At 33.4% G+C, this 24,276-nt stretch carries 14 protein-coding genes; 2 read left to right on the top strand and 12 right to left on the bottom strand.

Annotated elements, in window-relative coordinates:
* Positions 1-35: 35 nt before the first annotated feature.
* From B371_RS0119500 to B371_RS0119490, 3 genes are all read right to left on the bottom strand, one after another.
* Positions 36-833 (bottom strand): hypothetical protein, encoded by a 798-nt coding sequence (locus tag B371_RS0119500; protein ID WP_019416009.1) that lies wholly within the window; start codon positions 831-833, stop codon positions 36-38.
* Positions 834-1,299: 466 nt separating this feature from the next.
* Entirely contained in the window at positions 1,300-5,058 is a 3,759-nt protein-coding gene (locus B371_RS0119495) for an AAA domain-containing protein (RefSeq protein ID WP_019416008.1), read from the bottom strand.
* 250 nt (positions 5,059-5,308) lie between these two features.
* Complete coding sequence (locus B371_RS0119490; protein WP_019416007.1) at positions 5,309-6,028, bottom strand: hypothetical protein; 720 nt, start codon at positions 6,026-6,028, stop codon at positions 5,309-5,311.
* Between the two features lie 1,029 nt (positions 6,029-7,057).
* On the opposite strand from B371_RS0119490, the gene B371_RS23845 reads away from it, so the two are divergent.
* Together B371_RS23845 and B371_RS0119485 are read left to right on the top strand one after the other, a co-directional pair.
* Positions 7,058-7,261, top strand: coding sequence for a hypothetical protein (locus tag B371_RS23845; RefSeq protein ID WP_192811917.1), 204 nt, complete (start codon positions 7,058-7,060; stop codon positions 7,259-7,261).
* Complete coding sequence (locus B371_RS0119485; protein ID WP_019416006.1) at positions 7,206-7,508, top strand: hypothetical protein; 303 nt, start codon at positions 7,206-7,208, stop codon at positions 7,506-7,508. Before B371_RS23845 ends, B371_RS0119485 begins: the two co-directional genes overlap by 56 nt.
* Before the next feature lie 637 nt (positions 7,509-8,145).
* On the opposite strand, the gene B371_RS0119480 is transcribed toward B371_RS0119485, so the two are convergent.
* The 9 genes from B371_RS0119480 to B371_RS0119440 all read right to left on the bottom strand — a co-directional run bounded on the left by B371_RS0119480 (position 8,146) and on the right by B371_RS0119440 (position 23,930).
* Entirely contained in the window at positions 8,146-8,373 is a 228-nt protein-coding gene (locus B371_RS0119480; RefSeq protein ID WP_019416005.1) for a YdbC family protein, read from the bottom strand.
* Positions 8,374-8,506: 133 nt separating this feature from the next.
* Positions 8,507-10,732, bottom strand: a complete 2,226-nt coding sequence (locus B371_RS0119475; RefSeq protein ID WP_026023143.1) for a Z1 domain-containing protein — start codon at positions 10,730-10,732, stop codon at positions 8,507-8,509.
* A 66-nt stretch (positions 10,733-10,798) separates the two neighbouring features.
* Positions 10,799-13,990, bottom strand: coding sequence for a DEAD/DEAH box helicase (locus B371_RS0119470; RefSeq protein WP_019416003.1), 3,192 nt, complete (start codon positions 13,988-13,990; stop codon positions 10,799-10,801).
* A 25-nt stretch (positions 13,991-14,015) separates the two neighbouring features.
* Positions 14,016-14,744, bottom strand: coding sequence for a hypothetical protein (locus B371_RS0119465; RefSeq protein WP_019416002.1), 729 nt, complete (start codon positions 14,742-14,744; stop codon positions 14,016-14,018).
* Between the two features lie 17 nt (positions 14,745-14,761).
* Positions 14,762-16,669, bottom strand: a complete 1,908-nt coding sequence (gene pglZ, locus B371_RS0119460; protein WP_019416001.1) for a BREX-3 system phosphatase PglZ — start codon at positions 16,667-16,669, stop codon at positions 14,762-14,764.
* A 19-nt stretch (positions 16,670-16,688) separates the two neighbouring features.
* A complete protein-coding gene (locus B371_RS0119455) occupies positions 16,689-19,427 on the bottom strand; it encodes a DNA methyltransferase (protein ID WP_019416000.1) in 2,739 nt (912 codons plus the stop codon).
* A 15-nt stretch (positions 19,428-19,442) separates the two neighbouring features.
* Positions 19,443-23,144 (bottom strand): DUF6079 family protein, encoded by a 3,702-nt coding sequence (locus B371_RS0119450; RefSeq protein WP_019415999.1) that lies wholly within the window; start codon positions 23,142-23,144, stop codon positions 19,443-19,445.
* Positions 23,145-23,159: 15 nt separating this feature from the next.
* On the bottom strand, positions 23,160-23,612 hold the full coding sequence (gene brxF / locus B371_RS0119445) for a BREX-3 system P-loop-containing protein BrxF (protein ID WP_019415998.1): 453 nt from the start codon (positions 23,610-23,612) through the stop codon (positions 23,160-23,162).
* A 42-nt stretch (positions 23,613-23,654) separates the two neighbouring features.
* On the bottom strand, positions 23,655-23,930 hold the full coding sequence (locus B371_RS0119440; RefSeq protein WP_019415997.1) for a toxin-antitoxin system HicB family antitoxin: 276 nt from the start codon (positions 23,928-23,930) through the stop codon (positions 23,655-23,657).
* Positions 23,931-24,276: the final 346 nt, after the last annotated feature.

The following is a 24,276-nucleotide window of genomic DNA, read 5'->3' as shown; positions in this document are numbered from 1 at the left end:
GGCTTTTTGAACACGCTCTTAAACTTCATTTTCACTCAAATATTTATTTCAATCCTTCTACTCAAATTATTATCTTTTTCTATAACTATTTCAGTAATATTTATAAGATCAACTACCAAGGTAATAACGTCCTCTTCCTCAAACCAAATTGCCAAAGATTGAGCATGTGCTAAATCATCTCTAAATTTCTTTATCTTAGAGAAAAATTGATCCGCTTTTGTTTTACTCATTTTATTGAAATCGTATAATAGTCCCTTATCCTTCAAGATAATATCTGTCTTATCACTAAATTGCGTACAATTGATTAAGTTAATCTCTTGATTTTTCTTAATTAACTCACTGTATGTATTCATCGCTTTTTCTATTCTATTATTTGTCAAATGTTGCTTCCACTCATCATTTGGATACATTTCATGAATAAGATTTCCAATCTTACTTTCAAAAAATGTTACTGCTCCAAAAAATAACATTCGAACGGCCGGTTTTTGTATATCAGAAATAGTAACAATTGATTCTATTTGAGATTTATTAATTACAAACAAATGATTTTTTGTTTTAAGAAGTCTTAAACAATCCATTAAATTGGTGTTTTTAGTTATTAAATCCGATATATCAAATTTAGTCATTGATGCTGCAGGATTTGTGAAATCTACCATATTAACATCAAGGAATCCGAAAACTCTACCGTTTTCTTTAAATCCAATTACATCATAATGATTTTTATTAAAATACTCCTTCATTTTTTCAATTTCATTACTAGTAACTGATACGAGTGGTTCCGCAATATCTTCTGCCGTAAATAAATGTTTTAACGAAGTTTCTCTTCCTATCATTGAAAAGCCACCTTTCCTTATGGGCAATCTGTATTTTTACTTGATTCTTTGAATTCGCTTCACCTAATTGCTAAATAATCTTCTACAGCGCTCCTCTGGACATTTTTTTGTCCTTTTCCACTTCTTTCCCTTTCATAAAGAGCAGCTGAAATTCCTAATTTCTATCATATTCCCGTTACTGTCAATGGTAACATATTACATATGGTATATGTTTTACTTTTCAGATTATATAAAGAGGGAGTAATTCATGAATTATCAAACTTTGTAAAAATAACCACTATCCCTATGACAGAAACAAACGTGAATGTTTAAACTTTCATAATTTTTTTTGGCCCAGGGTATATATAACAATGGGCACTTTGGATGAGAAAAATAGGACGTCTTCCGTGAAATCAATTTATATGATTTCACGTTAGACGTCCTCTAAGGTCTGTATAACATTTATTTTAATTGAACTGTACTACATCTATATTTGCTTCTCTAAAATTTCAACGTTCAACTTCCGTTTTACCTCATCTTGTTTCATAATTTTCTTAATGGCTTGATCGATTTTTTCTATTTCTACTGTTGGGTTCTTCCACCAATTACGACTCCAAATCCGTTCAATGGTCCATCCCCTGCTCTCTAAGAATTTCTGACGATAAATGTCCCGCTCTTTAGCATTCTTTGAGCTATGATACATTGCACCGTCACATTCAATACCCAAGATGAATTGGGATGAATCAGTTGGATGAACAATTGCCAAGTCAATTCTATAGCCTGACATACCTACTTGCGTTTGTACTTTATAACCGAGGGCTTTGAGTTTTTCATAAACTTCAACTTCAAAAGAAGAATCGAAGTGTAAGGGTTCTTGTAACACTTTTTTATTTGCTAATTCATTCACTTCTAAAATAACTTCTTGCACTGTTTCTATTTGGCCATTAGAAACAGCCCTTGCATATTTGAGATAGTTTTTAAACAGTCGAGGCCCGTTACTACTTGAATTTGCTACGTCAAGTTCTTCTGGCTCAATACTACTTACAACAATAGTTTCTTCTTTCGCTCGTGTAACTGCTACATTTAAGCGGTTTTCTCCACCTTCTTGATTTAGTGAACCAAAACGATTATACACTCTACCTTCTTCATTTTTTCCATAACCAACTGAAAATAGAATAATATCCCTTTCATCACCTTGAACATTTTCAATATTTTTCACAAAGATTCGCTCATCCATATCATTGCTCATCACTTTCCCATAAATCGCACCAAATTCAAGGTCTTTTAATGTTTCCTCTTCAATAACATCTTGGATTTTTGTTTGTTGAGTACTATTAAAAGTAATAATCCCAATAGACTTGTCTTGTTTCTTCATTAGGAGGTCTTTTAATATGCCAACCACTTCTTTAGCCTCTACCTCGTTGTTTCGATTAATCCAGCGTCCATTGTTTACTTTCACCCATTGCATAGCAGGTGGGTTTTTATAAGGTTGGACATTCGGAGAAATTTGAACAGTTCCATTGTAAAATGCATGATTCGAAAAGTTTATTAACTCTTCGTATTTAGATCTATAGTGCCACTGGAGCGTTTTCTCATCAAATCTTCTTTTTGCAAGGTTCAGCAAACTGGGAGAATCATTTGATGAAAAATCTTCTTGCTCCTCGTCTCCATCTATAGTTGATTCAAACATATTCGATGGAGGAAGTTGCATTTCATCCCCTGCAACAATCACTTGTTTCGCACGGTAAATAGATGGCAGCCCATTACCGACTGTACATTGTGATGCTTCATCAAAAATCACTAAATCAAACAGTCCATCTGTTAACGGAAAAATGGATGAAACTATTTCTGGTGACGCTAACCAAACTGGCGATACGTCCATCAAACCTGTATCAGCAAATTGGTTCACAAGTTTTCGCACTGGCCAAACCTGCCTCTTTTTCCCTGTTTGATGTTTCAAATCTTTTAAAGGTGTTTTCGACTCTTCTTGAGTGTTATATAAAGAATACTTCAGCTCATTAATTAAATGCAATCGGGCAAGCTCTTTCTTGTTTATTACCAGCTCTTCAAACAATGCACGAATTCTGTTGTACTCCGAAGTCGACACTTTTTTTACAGCAGGAAACTTCTTCTCCGCTGTATCGATCCAATATAAATACACTGACTCACGAACAATTTCTGTCCACTTATCTGGTAAGTTTACAAAGTCGATTTGGTTTGATTTTTTAATCAAAGTCTTTATTACTTTTTTAACATCATCACTGCATTCTTCCCCAAATTGATCCATATCCTGAAGATCCTCAAAATCAGAGTAAATATGCTCAAGAATTTGTTCTAATTCTATTAGTGGAAGCGCACCTTCAGCCACCATTTCTTTCAATTTCTCTACCTTTGACGGTTGAATAAACCGTCTCAAAATATCTAACTCAACATTCATTTCAGTTGTTATTTTGGCTAGATCATTCATAATCAAAAGACTTTTTTTAATTTTAATCCACTCACGGGATTTTACACCCGAAAATTTAACACCCTTATTTAAATCTTCCACGATTTGTTTACCAGTAAAGGAAGTCCAGAACCATAGACGAAGATCTTGAAGTGTTCGAGTATGCTCATCACCAAGATCAGATTGTATTTTTATTAGTTTTTCTTGAATCAACCAAGTATATGCAGGAGTGATTTCTTTATCATCTAAGCGTGACAGATACTCTTCAGCTATCTTTGTTTGTTGGATTAAGTAATTCATCTTGCTAATAAGATCAGCCTTGTCTTTCATTCCTAATTTCGAAAATGAAAGTCGCTCTTTTAAAGGATAGATTTCTCTACCAAAACGTTCATACCATTCACCATATGTATAGATTCGTGAGAGCAACTCTTGTAGCCCTTCCACATTAATAGTATCTGCAAAAAATTCCACATCAATATAGATGAAAGAGTCTTGAGTACTCTTTGCTTTGCTATATAATTCGAACAATGTCATTCCAAACTGATGTTTCGTATGAATTCCTTGAGCTATACTATTTAACATATGCTCTTGTTCTTCCAACTTTTTAGACGCGGCCATGAGTGTTTCATTTGCATCCTGTAAAACAGCCGAAGACCAAGCCAAGGTATCATGAATTTTTGCATACAGAGCCTTGCGATCATGATTTTCATCATGAACAAGGGCAGTAAATCTCTCTAAATTAAGACTTTGTAACCTTTGATAAACTACATCTAAAGCTGCGCGCTTTTGACAAACAACAAGCACTCGTTTTCCTTGATTAAGTGCATCAGTAATTAAATTAACGATTACTTGAGACTTTCCTGTTCCTGGCGGACCATGTATAGCCATCCCTTTTTTATATCTCGCCTCTTTTAAAATCTCTTCTTGGGAACCATCTGTGTCTAGTAAATATAAGCGATCAAATTCTTGAATTTCTTTTTGTTCAGTATCTTGTTTATCCCAATCGCTCTCCCCAACTTCTCTATCTTGTGGATTCAACATATCCCCTACAAGAGATAAATTACTTACTTCACTTAATTCAATTAGTTGATCATAATCTCTTACTAGGGAGGAACTTCCTTGTGGAAAATGGCCAATGACTGCATTTGGCACCAGTGATAGTGAAGAGATTGGTGGGATTTCTTCTTTTTTAAATTCCTTAAGAGACGTATAGTCACTGTGTGAAGGGTTAACTCGTATACCCATTTCCGACAAGTAAGTAATGATTTCATCTTCACCTAGTAAAGCTATTTCAGATGCCCGTTCCATCCAGTCTTCAGTAACTTGTATTTGGTTAATTTTCTTAAACGCCAAAAAAAGAGTTCGATTGAGGATAGGCTCCCCTTCGTCTTTTTGCAATACCCACTGTTGGCGATTGACTTTCCCTTTTTCCAGACGAACTGGATAAAGAAACAAGGGTGCTTGAAAAAATGTTCCATCAGAAAATGTTCCAGATATAAATGGTGTCCCTAAATAAAAATCATAAATTCCTGTCTCATCTTCAATGGCTTTCATATTGCGATATAGGGTGGTTAGTTTTCTGCTAATTGAAGCATTTTTATCATCGTCATTTTTTTTCAATAGTGAGAACGATTTTGTTGATTTCTTTTTCATTTCTAAAACAACTGTTTCGACTATTTCATTTGAAGTTTCAGTCAAATCATAACTCCACTTGTCATATAGCTTTAATAATCTAATTGAACGGTTCCGTTTACTTATATTATTTAATTTATCACGCATTTGTACTAATTCTTGTTTCATTTTGTCACCTCATAATTACTATCCAATACGATTTATTTACATATTTAATATTACCTTACATTGTTAATATAAGACAGGGATTATGGAATGGTGTAGAAATATAGCAGATGATTGTCTTCTCATCTGGCTCTTCTCTAGAAATCTCTCCAACTATTATCGGAAGTTCTGTGATTGGTACTTCCTATAACCTGAAAACAATGATTTTTTCTTTTTCCTTCTATCTATTTAACATAATAGGTCCCTTTTAATTTCATAACTCAAAATTATTTTCAATCCAATTCATTACACGTAAAACTTGGCTTGAATCTATAGAATACCCACTATTAACAAAACTATATAATGTTGTTTTTTCATCAGTAACTACTTCCGACTCCTCATCATAAACATGCTCATTATCACTATACATACCTGTATCAGTTAATTGGTGAAGACTCCATAAATCGCTGCTTGAATCATACATTTTCCACGCTTGAACATATTTATCTTCTCTGACATAGAAGAAAAATAGGACATTCATTATATCATTTCCTACTTCATCTCTTATTGCTTTTAGGAAGTTTCTTCTCATCTTATTACTTTCCTGATATAAACAATCAATTAACCCTTCTTTTAATTCATTTTCAAATATTATCCCATCACAAAATATTTCCTCGAAATTAGAAATAGTCAGACTATCAAATTTCTCTTCTTCTAGATATTCCTTAATCATTTCTAAAGAAACCTTTAAATTATATGTACGAGCTATTTGAATCCAATGTTCTTTTTCAAACCATTGGTCATTTAGTGCCGTCATCAAATCAATATCACAAATTTCATCACAAGCTATTTCACAGAATTCTAAAAAAATCATGTTTAATGTTGCTTTCCATAAGGGTTCGTGCTCATCATTCCAATAACCATGATTGATAAGAATATCTTGTGCTTTTTCGTACCAATCAAATTCCGATTCTCCATCAAAAACATAATACATTTTTCTCCCCCCAGGATCATCTATTAAGATAATTCACCTTCAATACTTAAATTCATTAAGATTTGACAACTAGTATACATAAGAATCAATGTTCAATATCCCTAGAATCAACATCAGGATCATTTGTATGTTGAACAATGAATCCAACTGACACTTCATTTGGAAATAATATTGGTTAAACGTTCTACCAGGAGTACCTGGAAGTGACGGTGGGTGACAAAGAATGCATATATGTATTCGATCAATACTAATAGGTAAGGGTCTGAATTTATCGCTCCCTTTTTCCCTCGTTCATACCGTACGTGCGACTTTCACAATATATTCCCGTTATATTGTATGAATTCCATAGCTAATTAATGTTAATAATTATATGATTGAATTGATTTCATAATACGTACTCTTTAAAAGTCATAGAAGAACAGGATCTTGGATAATGGCCGGTTAGTTAGCATTAAGCTCAAGCTGCTACAGTTGGGAGATAAGTAAGTCAATCAATTGTTAGTTTGGAAGCATTGTAAGAAATATGAACCAAATCAACATGGAATTTGACTTTCTTACCCGTATGAGATTCTCTTGTTAATCCGAAGGTTAAAAACCTTCAATAAACAAATGTTCTCTTGTGAGTAAAGCGCGATGGAGCGAATTACCGAATTGACCTAGTAATACAAGGAGAAAAGTCAAAAACTTGCTGTAGAATGCGATGGAGATCGTTGGCATACATCTGTTGAAGATAAAGAACGTGATTTTCTATGTGAACGTGTATTACAAAGAGTTGGGTAAACATTCTAGCGTGTTCTCGGAAGTACTTATTACAATAATCCCCAAAAAGCACTGTATATATTATTGGGAAAAATAAAATAAATAAGCATTCATCCGAACTTGAGTGGGCAAACCTGGACTCTAGTTCTCCTGAGGCTATTAGTATATCTAATCCAGAAGAATTATCTAATGAATATCTAGCGTCTTTTAATAGTAGAAGATGTCATACCAGAAGAACCAGAAGATTATTTATTTTAAGAGCAAACGGATTTGGAAAATTTAGATTTGAAAGGACTGTCAACAATTTCTCGTGCAGGATTTAACTGCCCAACTGTAAAAGCAATGAATACTCACGAATATATTTCAGACCACAATGTTTCAGCTCAACAGATGAAAGTGGAGTTAGAGGATTTCTCTAATGCACTATCTGATATCCAAACAAATCCTTTCACGAATCTACAATATTCAATATGAACGTTATAAACAAATTCTAAGAAAAGAAGGATTTGAGGCACTTCAAGATCAACCGCATTCTGAAACGCAATATGTAGTAGGAACTGAACATTTAAGACAAAAATTGGAATATATCGCTCCAATGAATAACTTTTTTACTTTCCATAAAAACGGAACCAGCTTTTCCAACGGGGAACCAGTGTCGGCAATTTCGTTTGATACAATATCCCATGCTGTTTCTAGCCCTTCACTGAAAAAAGAAGAATAAAGCATAACAACGGAGTCTTCAACTATTAAACAAATTTAGTAACTAAACTTAGTTCCTATAAAACACATCACTTAGTGTTCAGCTTTATGGAAAAAGGAAATAAAACCACTAAATTCAGCGGCATGGTTTGCAAAAACTAAGTAGGAAAAGAGCAGTGATATGCTGCTCTTTTCTTACCCATTATTCTCTCATACTATTTGACCGGAACAAGGATGAATTTTGCATGAGTTGAAATTCATTAACGGCTGTAGACTCAATCTCAGCCAATAAAAAAAAGCAACCTGTTTGTTACTGGTCCTGTTACTTATGTGAATGCTTTTTTACCTATTAATAAGAGTCTCTATAATTAACTTTTTCAGCTCGCTTGAATCAAGAACAAATTTAATCATTGCTTGTAAGTATCATTCTTTATCAAATTTTTCGTATAAACATTCAAACCCATTAGATTTTGCGAACTCATTTAAAAAGATACTAATTGTTCGTCGTTACCTTCTCGTAAAAGGATGTAGCATATTTATTTCAGCTTTATAATAAACCAATTGTTCAGAAACATGTGATAAATTTCTAAATCAACCAGCTTGGATTGCTAAAACAAAAAGATAACAGGAGCTACCTTTATGCGTAGCCCCTGTTTTTCTTATTCTAGTTCATGCAATTCATTCAATGCATCTTTCAATGCCTGTAGTTCCTTAAGGGTAAAAGTAATGCCTTTCCCCATTTTTCCTTGATCCTCTGACCAATCTCTAATATCATATTTTGGATCTCGATCATTCCAACTTATTAAATTCAACTGCCTTTTCCATCCCTTGTTACTTTCAGATAAGACAGCCATCGTTTCTATGATTTCAAATTTTATTTCAGCCAATATAATACTCTCCTTTAAATTCTTTTGGTCATTTGGGAATACAAATTAAGCCTAGCAATAAAAATTCCTGTAGAAATCCATTGACAGTATAAGTTATAGAATTAAACATTGTTATATGGAAAGTCATTTAATACTACTTAATATGTTTATTTGCAAAAACAGTTGGAATTGTATTTGCGGGAGCAACTAAGATTGGCCAATAAAATGGTGTATTATGTTTCCACCCAAATTCACCGGTAGTTTCTCCTAATTGGCGCGTCAGAATAATAGCCGGACAAAATACAGCAACTTTTTTAGCTATTTTATATTCATTTAACTTGCTGCTAGAAGTATCTGGCGCATCCTCAAATCTTCTTGAGGATTTACGGATCCTTGCAATATTTCGATTGTGACGAAGAATCAACCATACTTTTTCATGATTTTCACTTTCATATTCTTTTGCCAGATAGTTCAGCAAAGTATTGTAAGCTTCTAAATCCCATTCATACCCTTCTTCCATTACAAGGGTTTCATGGATCATTTCTACCAGTATTAAAGCGTCATTAAGCTTGATTAAATAACATTGTTTATCTTCAGGGCTAATCTCAAGCGCAGTATCAATAAGTTGTTCAATATAATTATCTATTTTTTTTATTTTAGGAATCATTTTGGATTTTGGTAATGTATCAAATCCAATAGGTAAGAAACGTTTGGATGGCTTAATCATATTGATACTTGAAAGCATAATCTTATTAGGACTACATGGTAATATTTGATTTTGCAAATCGCGTTGAATAAAAACTACTTCCCCATTATTTGCACCAGATTCAAATGCTTTTCTGAGTTCCGAGTCAAATTCATGCATTCTTTCCATTACATCATATATTTTTTGTGTAGTGTAAAATCTTGTAACAGCTATATCCTCCATTGGACGTGCTCCATACATACGAGAATGTTGTAAAACTGTATCTTGTTGGAACTTTTTAGGGTTACGACCATAGTAAAATCCTATTAGGTTTCCTATTGTAATTCCGCGATCTAAAATCTGACCACCGATAAAGATATTTAATGGAGTTCTAAGTTTTAATTGTCCTGATTTATCTAATAATTGATTTACATCTTTTTCAGAGTTGACAATGGAGATAAGTAGTTCTTGATTCACAAGTGATTCGCACACTTTACTATATACATCCTTGAAGGTTGGAAAATAGCAGTTCTCTATTTTAGATCTAGCCAAGTCATGGTATGCTTCCTTAATTAATTCATTAAAAATTGGTTCGGATGTTTTATATGACTCTACTAATTTTTCTTCAATTTCCAGGACTAAATCTTCCTGCCATTGATGGGCAATTTTAGACGTCATAGTATGGATTATAAATGCAAACTTACTAGGTTTTTCTCCATTAATTTTATTTTGTAAATTACGAATACTTCCTCCGACAATAAAGTTTACTAATGCATTCCTAATTCCACTAAATTTTGAATTTGTAAGTAATGTATCCGATTTAACACGTCTCCGATCACTTTTTTTCAATATTCCAAGTTCATTTTCATCGATTTCGTGATATAAATAGCTACCTATATCCCCTTCTATCTTAGAACGTTCGAAGTACATCTCTCCGCCAATATATTTATCATGTACAGGAACCAGTTCGGTGAAAGCTGGACGTTTTGGTTGATATACTTTATGTTCGTTTACAGTCATATCTTCAGGTTGTAAATACAATGAATAAGGGGTAGCCGTTACTTGTAAATAAGATGTTTCTTGCAGGTTCGATCTTAACTTATCTATTTGTCCTGCAATTACCTTTAATTCGATTATGTTTCGTTCTTTATTATTTTCATACGCTACAGATGCAAAATCTGCCTCATCATCAATAAACAATATTCTTCGCTCACTTAAAGACGGATATGTTTCAAATAAAGCCTTTTGGAGACGCTCCATATTTTTCTTTTCTTTCTTTAGTACTATAGCCATTTTCTTTTTCAATTCGTAATTCCTTAAGTTTTCTGGCATCGACATGATATCAAAAACTGCCATCTCATCTTCTTGAATTAAATTCTCAAACTCGTTCTCTAGTCTTTCAAATGTTTGCTTAGTTAACGCATTAGAATTCTTTGTTAGTATAATTACTAAATCATATCCATTATCATATGCAAGTCCCATAATTCCTATAAATGTTCTTGTTTTACCAGATTGAATCTTTCCTAATAACATTCCTGGTTTGTTTGAACTTGTTGAAACTTCCTTTAGATTACGTACAGTTTGTTCAATAACTTTTTGACTTGCAAAATCATAATTATTTTTATTTTTAAGCGTACAAAAAAAATTTCCAGAAGATATTAAAGATTCTAAAAGATTAATATTCAAATTTTTCATTCCTCTATAAGATTTATTTTTATTACACCCTTTACTTCTAGCTATGCGCATAGAAATTAGCCATGTTTAAAATTTAATGCTAGATTTCAATCTTATTTCTGTTACTTCTTTATCTTTTATTATATAAATATATACCTTATCTGAAATTTTATTCAAATCCTCGATATGCGCTTCACTCAACATGAAATCGGGTTTATTTGTAAGAATAATAAATCGTTCTTCTCCATTAAATCGTTCGCTATAAAAATCGACTAATCCAAGATTGTCATACATGTTTACAAGTTTTCGCCCGTTTACTTTTTCATAGGCTGCAACCATCTCATAGTAATCTGATGCAATCATGCGATATGAGCTACCGTTTGGGATGAGTTCAAATTGCGCAATTTTTTTTGGTGGTTGTAGTGTGATCGTACGCTGTTTGTTGATTGTATCAAGACGTTTTTTCTTTTGTTCTTCGATATCGATTAGTTGCGCGTTCATTAGGTTAATCAAAGCTGAGTTTTTGTTGTCCTCATTTTCAGTTTGATACTGTATTAATCTTTCATATACTTCGTTGTATTGCATACTGAATGTATCAATTAAATAATCATGCATCCGATTTAAATGGCTAGTACGTTTTTGTTCAATATGACTCTTTTCAGTAATGGCTAGTTTTAAAATATGTTTTTGTAATGTAGGCTGTTCTACTAATAGAAGTTCTGATATTGCCTCTGAAAAGTGCCCAATAGAAAGCCAATATGGATTCAATTCAATTAGTGATTGGTCTGCACGTTTCGCTATAAAAATCAGTTTGTTTTTAAGTTCTTTGCCGATACCATCTTTTAATACAATACGGTACATATCAACTTCCAAATGTTCTGGTACATCGTAAGTGAATAAATAGCGCTTAAATGCAACTTGGTCACTTGTTCTTGCCAAAAGTGTTTTCGACAACTGATAGATAGGGTGTGTTTTTGTAACGTATTGGACGTCTGAATTACTATGTTCGATAAATCCAGTAAAGCGATAGGAATCATCGAGCTTTGTCATTTTCGAAAATTGATCACGAATGAGTTTAGGGAAGCGCTCAATTCGTTTCACTTTCCCTTCTTGACTATCAATCACTTTGACTTTAGATTCTTTTAATGCATAATCAATTAGCTCTACGTACACGCGATTTGGGGTTTTATTAATTTCTACATCATATTGTGATTTTTTCATCGCTTGTATATCAAGTGCTTCTGTATCAAATTGCATTTTCTCCATTGTTTGCAATAGCAATTTGTGTTCTTCACTTAAGATCTTATCCATTTGAGCAACCACATCATCTAAGTTTTCGCGTGATAAAATGGCTTCTTTCATTAAATCGGCTAAATTAATATCATCTTCTAGCAATTCCCCCATGAAGTTGTATACTAGGTCATTTCCTAAATCATCTTTCATTATTTCCAGCTTAGCGAATAATCTTGCCATAACATAACCTTCACGCGTATTTTGAGCAACAAGATTAAAAATAAACACTTCATTTTTTTGTCCGATTCGATGGATTCGCCCCATTCTTTGCTCCAATTTATTTGGGTTCCATGGAATATCATAGTTAATCATTTGATTACAGAATTGCAAGTTAATCGATTCCCCACCTGCATCTGTTGCCAGCATGACTTGAGCAGTTTCTCGGAATAACTCAACTTGTTTTCTACGTTCATCCATTGAAAAGCTACCCATAATTTTTGCTATTTGAGTGACTCGATCTGACAGCCGTTCTGCTAAGTATTTAAGTGTATCTACTGACTCAGTGAAAATTAAAACTTTCTCACCTGTATAAATTAGACCATCGACACCGAATAGCATTTCTTCGAGCTCTAGATACTTTCTCTCTGAACCATACTTTCTTAGAGAAGTTGTTTTAATGAGCAACTTCTTTAATTCTGCAATTTCTTCTCGAAGTGCATTTATGTCGATGTTATCCACTGCCAGCTCTAACTTTTTCTCTAGAACATCTTGTGTATCTGTAACTTCTTCTTCCAGATCATTATTATATAATTTTTCTAACTGTTGCGAAAACTTCTTTCGCTCAGCATCTGTCTTATCCAATAAAGCTGACATTTTTTTATAACGACGTAAAAGTGAACGATGGATTGCTTCAATAGACGAGCTCAGACGGCGCTGCAAAAGCATCATCGCAAATGCTGTACTATTATTACCGGTATTCATTGCGCGATTAAAATGTGTTTTTACGTACTCTGTTACGGCATCATATAATTCTAGTTCTGGTTCAGTAAGCTCATATAGAATCGTTTTTGTTGTTCGTTTCGGGAAAATCGGTGTACTGTCGAAATTTACCATAGATTCTTTTAGTCGACGGATAACGAAAGGATTACTTTTTTCACGCAAACTTTCACTCGCAGATACATGATTAAATAAATCCGGTTCAATAAGTTTCATTAACAAACGGTAGTTTTCAGCGTCACCTTTATGTGGTGTTGCTGTTAATAGTAAGCAATGCTCTGTCTTTGCTAATAATTTTTCTCCTAAACGATATAGCCTGGTTTTAGTCGTCGTCTTTTTAATTTTCCCGTAAGAATAAGCAGCCATTTTATGTGCCTCATCGACAATGACTAAGTCAAACTGTGCCTCTAAAATTAACTCTTTGATTTCATCACGTGTAGACCAATAAATTGATGCTATACAACAATCATTTTCAATGAATGGATTTTTACTACCATACTCATTTAACACAGACCGATTAATGATTTTAAAAGACTCTTGAAACTTTTGATCCATTTCTTCTTGCCATTGGCGTAATACTAATGGAGGCACCAACACTAAAATTCGTTCAATACTTTCACGTGCTTTCAGCTCTTTAATAAGCATGCCTGCCATAATTGTTTTACCCGCACCTGGATCATCAGCTAGTAAAAATCGCACATTTGACGATTGGAGCATTCGACTATAAACAGCTTCTATTTGATGTGGCATTGGAATGACTTGTTGGTTTCCTAATGCGCGTGTTTTAGAATACTTGTCCTCGATTTCTAACGTTAAATGGAATAGCCTTTGCTGAATATCTTGCCCAGTGAATGCCATTTTAGTTTCAGTAGATGTACTTAGAATCGTAATTTGATCTAAATCATTTTTTGCTAATAATAGTTCGTGGTACTGATTTGTTTGGCGTCCAATTCCTTCGAGTAAATAATACTCTTCCCCAAATGCTTCTATTCGTTTTATTTCAATGACTTCCGGAAAAAATGGACCACTTATAATATCTCCAATATTCATATAGTTACCTCCATAATAAAATCCCTTACTCAAATGAATAAGGGATTTTAGGGTTTCTTTCAATGATTGTATCTCGTATATTTTTAATAATAGTAAAGCGCTTTTCATTTAAATCCCCTGTACTTATATGGTAATCGAATGGGAAAAATATTGCACTATTATTTACCATCTCAAGTATGACACTATTTGTATCTAAATGGTCCATTAAAACTTCAACCATCAGGTTTTTCAGTTCTGATGAATTAATTTCTATACGTTTTTCCGGCATTTGATAAACACCTGGAGAAGTCATTTTAACTATGTTCCAGTTTTTAATTGTAGAAAACACAGCACTTGTTGCTACTTCCACGCGTCGACGATCTCCGTATAAATTTTTCATCTCTGCTAGCACAACACGACTACGAACCTCATCGGCCATACGTAAATGCTTTCCTAAATAATTAACTTGCTCTTTAAAAAATGGATAAGCTAAGCAAGTCATGCACCAATGTAATAATTGATTTTCAGTTTTCGTCAATATTGGATATATATGATGTGCATGGTCACGTATAAATCGATGATTTCCTTCGACAGACCACCATATTTTCATAATAATTGCATGTGCGCAGCGTCTCGTCCCGGTGCCTTTAATATCACTCATTAAATATTCATCAAGTAAGCTATGCATATTTTTTATAGGAATTTCATTTAATTTCTGTGTTGCAAAATCTAGGTGATGTAGCAGAATTTTTTGATCGAAACCTACTACCTTCATAATTATTTACCTGCTTTCTAACGATTAATTTTTACAAATGGGACAATTATTTCTTCTATATGAACGCCACCATGAGATACAATTTTATCATTTTTCGGCACAAATGCTCTATTATTTTTTGCTAATAGTACATGATAATTACTAGGCAGACTAATATCTTCCCATGGAATCGTTTCTTTGTTTTCACTTGCAGTTTGGTTTCGAATATTCAATGAACTGTAAATCCTTACACGTTCGCCTTTAGACTCAACTGTCACACCTTCTTGAAGTCTTCCCATCCCGTAGCATTCTACATTGCCATGATCTGAAGTTAAATACACTTCAAAGTCTTCTTCTACTAAATCAGTTAGCATTTTGTGTAAGTAATTCGAATTAAGCCATGTAGTAAGCTCTGAAAACACAGTTTGGCTACCTTGTACGGCACCGTGCATAAACTGATCAATTACATCTATTACAGCTCCATAAACACGAATTGAAGGGGAGTGTCGATAAGCAAGTGTTTCTTTGTTATAGGTTTTTAACCCTAATGATTTTTCATAAGCCACATTTCGTTCAGATAATCCTTCGTTCTTCCAAAACGATGACCATAATGTTTTTTCTTTTCGGGTTGTACCAATGGTATCTGCAAAGTCACGTGGTTCTAAACCTGAAAAGATAGCCTGGCGAGAAACCGATGTTAAACTAGGCACCCAAGTAAAAACTGCGTCCTCTTCAAATGACCATGACTGTTTTAAAAGTGTTTCTTTAATAATATTCCACTGTGTAAAACTCATACCATCTAGTACAATTAGTGCTAGTTTCTTATCCGTTTTTTTAGATAAATAATGTGGAATTTGATGGACCATCTTTGGCTTAGGTACAACTGGTAACGTCCGCAATTGTTGATATTTTGAAAGCATCCACTGTTCGAATGCTTCATTAGCTATAGAAATTTGTGATTTAAAGTCATTGTCTAATAAACCTTTTTTCAGTAATTCACTTTGAATAAACCCTAGTTCACTCGCAAACTTTACCCAGTCAGTTCTGCCACAAGAAGAGTAATCTTGCTGAAATAAGTCATTTTTATTTACATCGAAATGCTCATTTTTCACTTCTTTCACAACAATCCCTGGTTGCATCCATTTTTCATAATCTACTGTTGATGGAACTTCAATTGCTAGAATAAAATCCCTCATATATCTGCGAATAAACGGATCCTCAAAGTAAATATTTCCATAATAGTCCTTCTTCTCAGCCACTTGCTCATTTGAATAGATTAAATAACCTTCTAAATAGTTTTTCCATTGTTTATTTAAATAGCTATATAACTCCTCTTCAGATGCGAAACATTCAAAAACATATGTAGAGAAGAGAACACGTTTTTTTATCATATTTTGCTTTAAACGCTCGATAAGAACATTGGGCAATGCTATTTTAAAACGTTTAAAATAATGTAAAGCAGCTTTTACTACACTAACATTATCTAAAAGTAGGGCAGGGTTCAGTATACATACCTCACGTAAAATGAAGTCTGCCGTATCATTTATAGAAAGATGTGTTAAACAATGAGTATGTGCTTCGAATAAAGCTTGAAACATTTCAATAGGACATTGTGCAACAATTGAACGATCAAAATTTGGAAAGAGCGTTTCAAACGATAAGGTTAAGCGATTTGCATTTATATATACATCATAAGGAATATGATTGAACTGGTGGTCTTTAATCACAATTAGTAAAGTAGGGCGTTGCTCTTTTTCAATGTGCCGGAAAGTTGTTTCATATACATATCGAAATACAACTGGATCATCATAAAAATGCACAGTACTATTTTGTACTTGTAGCATTTCTTGAACGGGTTTTTCTCTTAATAATTCATGTTCATCCGATACGATATAAAGCGAGCCTTTACTTGTAAAATACTTTGTGATTCTCTCCTGCCAATTCAACCAAATCTCCTTCTTTCTTCTACATATCTAATCGCACTTGTGCATTATCATAGTACATTAGCAATTTGTCGTCTACTAGAATAACTGTTTCTGGTAAACGATCACCCACTGTGACAATTTTTCCATAATTTTTCTCGCTCCATGCTTTTTTGAATCCAGCACGAATAGCTTCTGTTCGAAACAATCGCAATTTCTTTTTATGTGAACCAAGCTCAGCTACGTAATTTTCAAATTCACGTAAAAGTGATTTTTCACGTAACTTCTCTAAGTCAGCTTGTTTATTAGGATTTGGAACATACCAACGATTCATTGCTTTTCCTATTAATTTATCACTGACATTCGTTAATCCACGCATGTCTTTATAGTTACGATGTAAATAACTTACAATTTGATTTGGCGCATCCTCATCGCCTTCAAAACGCAAGAAGTTTTGTGCCAGTAAATCATCTAATTCAGGTAATTGTTCGTGCTTCGCAATATGCAGGATTTCTTTCATAAATTGCGGATGCAAATCTTGACGTGTTTGTGGCTTTCTCATTAGTTGCTGACGAATCCACTCAATTGCACTATTTTCATCTGAAACGAATAAACTCATTTGAGAAAACTCTTTTACAAGAGTACGTTTTTTATCATACTCAGCCACTTGAGACTCTAAGAACGCCATACCATCACGCATAGGGAAACGCTGTACGACACCTTCTTGGAATTCTGCGGATGAAATCGGTACTGGTAAACCATTTTGTACATGAAAAGCAACCATACGGTCAAACAAAATACGTGGTGTACGTTCTGCAACAACAGATGCTTCCCCTTTTGAACCTAGGAATACTGGTAATTTTTCAAGATGCTGATTTACAAATGTCCAAGCTGACTCAGGAGTATTTGTTTGCTCAAGCATTTTGTTTATATTTTCTGAAGAGGGTTTATAAGCGGAAATTACTAAATCTTGCTTAACGGCTGTTGTTGATGTAACGGCTTTATGACTACCAATTTGTTTATCCAATGCAGAAACATTTGCGATTATAAATCCTGCTTTCTGTATAGATTCTTGAATTGAATTCCAAATTGATGCCTGAGAGTTACTGAATTCTATAGTAATCCATCTATTAGGTTTTAAAACTCTGTAATATTCTTTAAAACATCCTAATAAAGAGTTTTTATAAAAATTCAACGTTTTCTTTAAAACACTATTCACTATCGCTTCAGATTTATTATTGGTTTTTACTTTTACCCATGATTCTAATAAAAAATTTAATTCTGAATACATTAAGTTTGAACCAAATGGGGGATCAATAAAAATATAGTCAATTGAATTATCTGGTAATTCGAATGATCCAGCAGACTGAGTTCCTACATAGTTTTTAATGCCCGATAAATCTTCAAAAACTTTACTTTGTTTTTCTAATTTTGTTTGATAAAAGTAAAACGGATTATTTTCTCGTGAATTTGATGGAATGTATAAAGTTCCCGACAAGGTGCTCATGGGGAATGACCAATCCCCGTGTTTAACGCGCTTACTAATTCCGTGGTCTATAGAGTTCAACCAAAATAATAATTTAGGGATATCAAATTTCTCCACTAGCTCTCTAAGTCTTGATACTATTAACAAATTCCTCTTTGTGTAAAACAAGTGCACATACTTAAATCCATGACTGTTTTTAGGTTGGTTCGTATTGAAACCTTCAGGAAGTTCTTCTAAAGGACTCCATGAGTTAATTGTTAAATCTTCAATTTTCTTAAGTAAATCTAAATCAAATGAGTCTGGTTCTTTATCATAACGCTTTTTTTCAAATGTATAGTTTATTTTAACTGGTATTTGCTTGACAGTTTCAATAGTATCGTTTAATTTGAGATCAAATATAGTTTTCCAAACTTTTACAAGTTTGCGTTTTGATACCGATGCATCACAGTGATAGCAATTAAACTCACCACGAATATTATTACTTTTCTCTTCAAACTCTTTCCCAAATACTATTTCTTCTCCACAGGATGGACATGTATGAACATCACTCCAGACAACATAATTAATCCTTGCTTTTTGATCATAATGAAGGGTTTCATACATCCAGCCATATTCAGCTTCAACTTGTTTTAAAATTGATAGACCTTGCTCTAGGAAACCGTTCTTAAATCTATCAGAATTATAATTTGATGCGATGAACGAAGCAATAGGAGAGAGATCACTCAATATAGCTTGCCTTTTTCCAACAGTTGTTACAGCATTGCCGTTTTCATCAATTACATTATTATCTTCAATTGTATAACCTATTTCTTTTATTTTATTTTTATCACCACAAAAATTTGCAGCGACTCCAGTCATACCTGTACCTGAAAAACCATCTAATATAACATCCCCCGGACTAGTATAATGCATAATATAATGCATAATTGCTTTATAAGGAACTTTAGTATGATAGGTATGAGCATTATATATCGCATCACTTTTAGATTCACTTACATCTAATACAAAGGGCTCTCTTTTATAACTATCAATTTCTAAATTAACAATTTCTGCAAACCAAGGATTCGGACAAGCAGTGAAATATGGTGGATCAGATAGAGCTATAATATCTTCGTCTTCACCTATAGGGAAGCCTTCGATTTTCTTTAATTCTGGAAGTTTCTTTCGTAATTCATCACGAAAGTATTCTCTTCTTACTTCTTCATTTTCAAAAGTCATGCCTAAGCATATAACTGATGTATTGTCTGATTCAGTCTGTGAATTTAATAATGAGAGCTGTTCTGAGTTGCTTGTCATTTGAAATCACTCCTTTTATTTTTTCAGCATAATGCGTACAAGGTTGGATGGTGCATTGCCAACTGTTTTATGAATCATTTCTTCAAATCGCTTTCGGAGCTCTTCAATTGTTAGTGGACTACCGTTTGCCATCATCTCTTCAATTTCTGTTAATGATACTTCCACTTTATCGATCCCTTTTAGTAAATCATTAATCGCTTGTATTAGCCGAACATCAATAGGTAACGCAAACTCTTTTTTAGAGATAAGCTCCTTTACGAGCGTTTGTTGTTCAGGTTTTAGTAGCTCGATGTTTTCTTTAACTGTTGCATCATTTAAGTTTGTTAATAATGTTTCATTCCAGTTCTCAAACATACGTGGTAGCTCTTGTTCTAGCGTTTTAAGCATTGCTTTTTCGTTTGTGGTCACTTCTGTTGGACGGAACTTACACGCCGAGCACATTGGTACATGTTGTAAATTGTCTTCTGAAACTTGATAGCATGTTTTTAGACTTGTCAGCGCTCTCTCCCAGTTGACAAGTTGTTCTTTTGGCAAAATAGAGATGTGTGCTGCTAATTCTCTTAAAGCTTTTAATTTTGGATCTGTAATTAACGTGTTTTTTAACATGTTTTCAGTAGCATTGAGTCGTGATTTATCATGTGCTTCTATATAAAGTTTAATGTACTGCTGTTTTAACGTATCTAGTGTAGCTAGTTCTTTTGATGTATCTTGGTGATGTTTTAAAGCATCTTGTAATTCATCTAGTGTTTCATCAACATTTTGTGACCATTCAGATTGGCTACCTATATTTGGTTGTGCGATTTGCAGATAACTTACACGTTGCTGTATTTCCTTGATTTGTTGTTCAAGTTTAGTAAAAGAAGTTAGTTTTTCAATTGCGACTTTTTGCTTTTCAATTGTCGCTAAATCATATTTCAAGTTACGCATTTTTGCTGGTGTGTTGTAACGTTTTAAGCCTTCACAAAATTCCTTGAATGCTTCTAGGACTAATACATTTTCTTGTATTTCTGCTTGGTTTAATAGCTGTCCATCCCATGTAGGGAAACCTTTCTTCACAACCTGAATAGCGCTTAGTGATTCATTAATGGCATCATTGGCCTTTTCAGTAACTGTCACAATAGCTTTTGAGAGCATTTCTTCTTCATAGTTCGGGATGGATACCCCAAATAAATCGGAAACTGCATTCAATTCCTCAATTGGCAGACCACTAGGCTTTTTCACATGACTAAATTGTGATAGCTTTGATACTTGTAATTGAATAAACTCATTTAAACTTAATGCATTGTAAGTGGTTCCTCCAACTGTTACTTCAACTGCCCCAGTCCTTACCATTGCAGCTAGTAGAACGACTAATAATTCTGGTTCTAAATGAAATTGCTTTGTATACTGTAGGTCTTCAACACCACGAATAAATACGGTTTCAATCAATTCGCTATGGTTTATTACTTGTCCATGCCCTTTAGAATCTAGTAAATCGATAATCCATTTAGCATAAGCAGATTGTTTTGTTGATACTCTGTTCACAGAATCTAATAAGATAAGACCGTTTAAAATGGCAGCTCCTTGCTTCGTTTCTTTTCCAACTAAGTATTGGAGTGCGTCTTTAACATATGTTTCAAGGTTTTTTCTTGATAAGTATCCACCTTGAATCTGTCCAAATGAAGGATACTCTTCATACTTTTGTTCGAACCAGTTTGTCAGCATTCCTTCTGAAACGGTGTTGATAATTTCTTGTACTGTTGCATTTTGTGGAAGAAACATGCCAAACTCAAGTATAGTCCCTTTTATTCCTTTATAAGTTATTTCGAAAGCATGAACGAAGTTCTCATTTAACCATTTATTTAGTTCTCTATAATAGCTCTCGATTTTTTTAGTATATAAACTTTTAGTTACTGATGTTGCATCTATTTTCAAATCGTGTGCAGCAGTGTAAAGTTTTAAAAGCTGGTTGAATCTATCATCTGTATGTTTGAATTCGAAGAATAGTTCATCAGCCTTTTGTTCATCTTTAAAAATTGTTTTCATGTATGGTCGCAATAAATAAATATAAAAGTCACGCTCTGGTTGTGCTGTTGAACGTTCATTTGGTGCACCAAAAAATAAGTATCCTTGGCGTTTTACACGTTTCCTATCCCAAGGTAAGTCATGTCGCCAAATTTTATATCCAGTTACATAAGTATTATCATCTAATGTAATTGCTTGTTTTAATAAATCATAATAATAATAATCCAACTTATCATCTTCAATTGTTTCAGCTTTTTGTTTAATTAGACTATCGATATCAATGTCTTTTTTTAAGTCTAAGTAATATTGACCGTTAGATTCATTTGTTGATAAGTACTGATAACTTACTGTTTTTTGAATTTCTTTTAATGCAACTTCAACGCTTGTTTTTAAAAAACCAGATGGATCATCATCTTCCAATAAGAAATCCATTCCTACTGTCGGATGCAGGAATAAATCATCCCTTAGTTCCTCTGCTGTTAAGCCCACTTTGTCGTAAATATCAGAAGTAGACAAGCGATTTAGAGAAAGTGCATTTACAATGCGTTGCGCCATTGGCTTATACATTTTCTTTTCAAGTGCATTATGAACTCTATCTTTTAATAATTTTGATTTGTCGAGTACTTCCTTCACATCAGGATTACTTTTGAATGAAGAATCTTCTTCAATAAAACGCCAGTAGCTGTCGTAAGAAACAAGACCTGGTGAACCCTCAGGAACATCCTTATTAATAATTGCTCCCATTTCTAAACTAATTGTTTTTAAAGCCACTCTTTTTTCAATACCGTTTACTTTTTCAAATGCACTTAGATAACTTGGGTGAATTGGAAATAAGTTGACGAATGTTTCCATGTCTTCATTTAAACGATTATAAAGCGTCGTAAATTTAGATAAGTGTTCACGAATAAGTGATTTTTGCTCTGCTGTCTTTTTTAATAGTCGTTGTGCAACAACATGAGCGATATCTTCGCGCACAATACGAACTTGATCAAATCGTTCTTTTACACGTCGAAGAGGTTCTGCCACGTAGTTAAAACGAGGATTATCAAATAACATTTCTTGAATACCTGCGATAAAACGGAAACGTGTTTTACTACAAATTTCACCTACTTCACGTAAGAAACCTAAATCGAGTGTAAGTTCTTGTTCTTTTCGTCCACGAAGATAATCAAGTAACTCATCCACCACAACGAGTAAACCATATTCAGGATACTTTTCATTAAATAACCCCATCATTTCTTCTAAAGCGTCCTTATTGTTCGTAATTTTATCAAATGCAGGGAATGAAAAATCGATTCCTAAATTTTCTAAGCCATCTTCAATGGCATTACATAATATATCTCGTAGTGAAGTACCAACACTTCCAATTTCTAAACGGATTACTTTAAACTTTCCTTCGATTTCTTTTGATTTTTCTTTGACTTCTTCATTCGTAATATGCTCACTTGCACCTTCACGTTCAGCAATCGTCGAAATGACACTCATTAAATGTGACTTACCTGTTCCGTAGTTTCCGACAATCATTAATCCTTTATTGTCAGCCGAATAGTTGAATTGTAGCTGGTTAATAATAAGTTCATTTAATTGTTCTGCCATTCGGTCAGAAATGACATATGTATCTAGCAGATGGAAAGCACGTTTTTTATCATTTGCATCTTTTAATTGGATAACTGATTCGATAGGTTCGAATTGTAATAGATCTCTATATTGCATTATCCTCGCTCCTTCTTATTTGATGATAATGGCATCTTTTGTGGAGTACTTGATGTACTCTGGGTGCCCAGGTTCAGCGTAAATAAAATAGTTATCTTTAATAATACCCCGCCAAGTAATAATCAATGTTTTACTTTTACTTAAATTGGTGAAAAGATCAAATGGATTAACCCTTAAGGATGGGTCAAATAACATTTCATAGTAATCTATGCATATAGTTTCGGACTCTGCAGCATTAATAAATTCATATAAAAGTTCTGCTATTTTATAAGGTCTTCTATTCTGCGGTAATTCTTTAATCTTTTCGGATAATAGTAAATTTACATTCAGTAAAGAAAAGTGATTTTCTTTACTGAAATATGCTACGTTATTACCTAGTTCATATTCACATACATAGATTTGTTTATAATAACGTTGTGAAATATTTTGACAGCTAACTCTAAGACGATTTAATACAGATATATTCAATTTAATAAGACCTCCTAAAAGGTTCTTTATAATGAAGTACAATTAACTTTTTAAATAATTTTCCAACGCTTTTTCCACAATCTGCACCATCGTCATTTCTTGTTCTGCAGCAGCTGTTTTCAGACGTTTATGCAACTCAACTGGCAACTCAAATGTTGCTTTTTTCGTTAATTTTTTTTCAGGAATTTGAGCTTCAATTACTAGTGATTCTCTTTCAATTTTATGAGAAACACCGCCAATGCTTCCTTTATGAGGAGTTGTGGTTTTTGAAACATGTACTACTTTTGAGGTGTTATTGTATTTATTTTTGACGGGCACAATTTAACATCTCCTTTATATAGTTTGCGTTGTTTAGTCTAAGCATCGGTATTTTCCAAAAGAATCCTTATTTGGAAGGTTGGTTATTTCAAGTATAACTTGAAAGTTATTTAATGTAAAACTGTATTTCTGTAAAAATGTACTGCTCTATAATTGAATAAACCCGGTGAAGCGACGTGGGAACTTAACACTTCTCCTATTGCTTCTTTTTCAACTCAATTCCGAGAAACTAACGAAAATTCAAAGAGCTTCTTGATCTTTTATATTTCAAGAAAATCACTCTAAAATCACCAGCATAGAGTACTACTCTCAGCATGAAAAGAACTATGAACGACTCTCATTTTTG

The sequence above is a fragment of the Paenisporosarcina sp. TG20 genome (genome assembly GCF_000286315.1).
In the GTDB taxonomy this organism is placed as follows: domain Bacteria; phylum Bacillota; class Bacilli; order Bacillales_A; family Planococcaceae; genus Paenisporosarcina.
This window is presented reverse-complemented; position numbering and strand designations above follow the sequence as displayed.

What these genes read in the sequence shown, in the direction of transcription:
- B371_RS0119490 (WP_019416007.1), bottom strand. Translation starts at nt 6,028, where the DNA reads ATGTATTATGTTTTTGATGGAGAATCGGAATTTGATTGGTACGAAAAA.
- B371_RS0119450 (WP_019415999.1), bottom strand. Translation starts at nt 23,144, where the DNA reads ATGCAATATAGAGATCTATTACAATTCGAACCTATCGAATCAGTTATC.
- B371_RS0119495 (WP_019416008.1), bottom strand. Translation starts at nt 5,058, where the DNA reads ATGAAACAAGAATTAGTACAAATGCGTGATAAATTAAATAATATAAGT.
- B371_RS0119470 (WP_019416003.1), bottom strand. Translation starts at nt 13,990, where the DNA reads ATGAATATTGGAGATATTATAAGTGGTCCATTTTTTCCGGAAGTCATT.
- B371_RS0119475 (WP_026023143.1), bottom strand. Translation starts at nt 10,732, where the DNA reads ATGAAAAATTTGAATATTAATCTTTTAGAATCTTTAATATCTTCTGGA.
- B371_RS0119485 (WP_019416006.1), top strand. Translation starts at nt 7,206, where the DNA reads ATGCACTATCTGATATCCAAACAAATCCTTTCACGAATCTACAATATT.
- B371_RS0119465 (WP_019416002.1), bottom strand. Translation starts at nt 14,744, where the DNA reads ATGAAGGTAGTAGGTTTCGATCAAAAAATTCTGCTACATCACCTAGAT.
- B371_RS0119455 (WP_019416000.1), bottom strand. Translation starts at nt 19,427, where the DNA reads ATGACAAGCAACTCAGAACAGCTCTCATTATTAAATTCACAGACTGAA.
- B371_RS0119500 (WP_019416009.1), bottom strand. Translation starts at nt 833, where the DNA reads ATGATAGGAAGAGAAACTTCGTTAAAACATTTATTTACGGCAGAAGAT.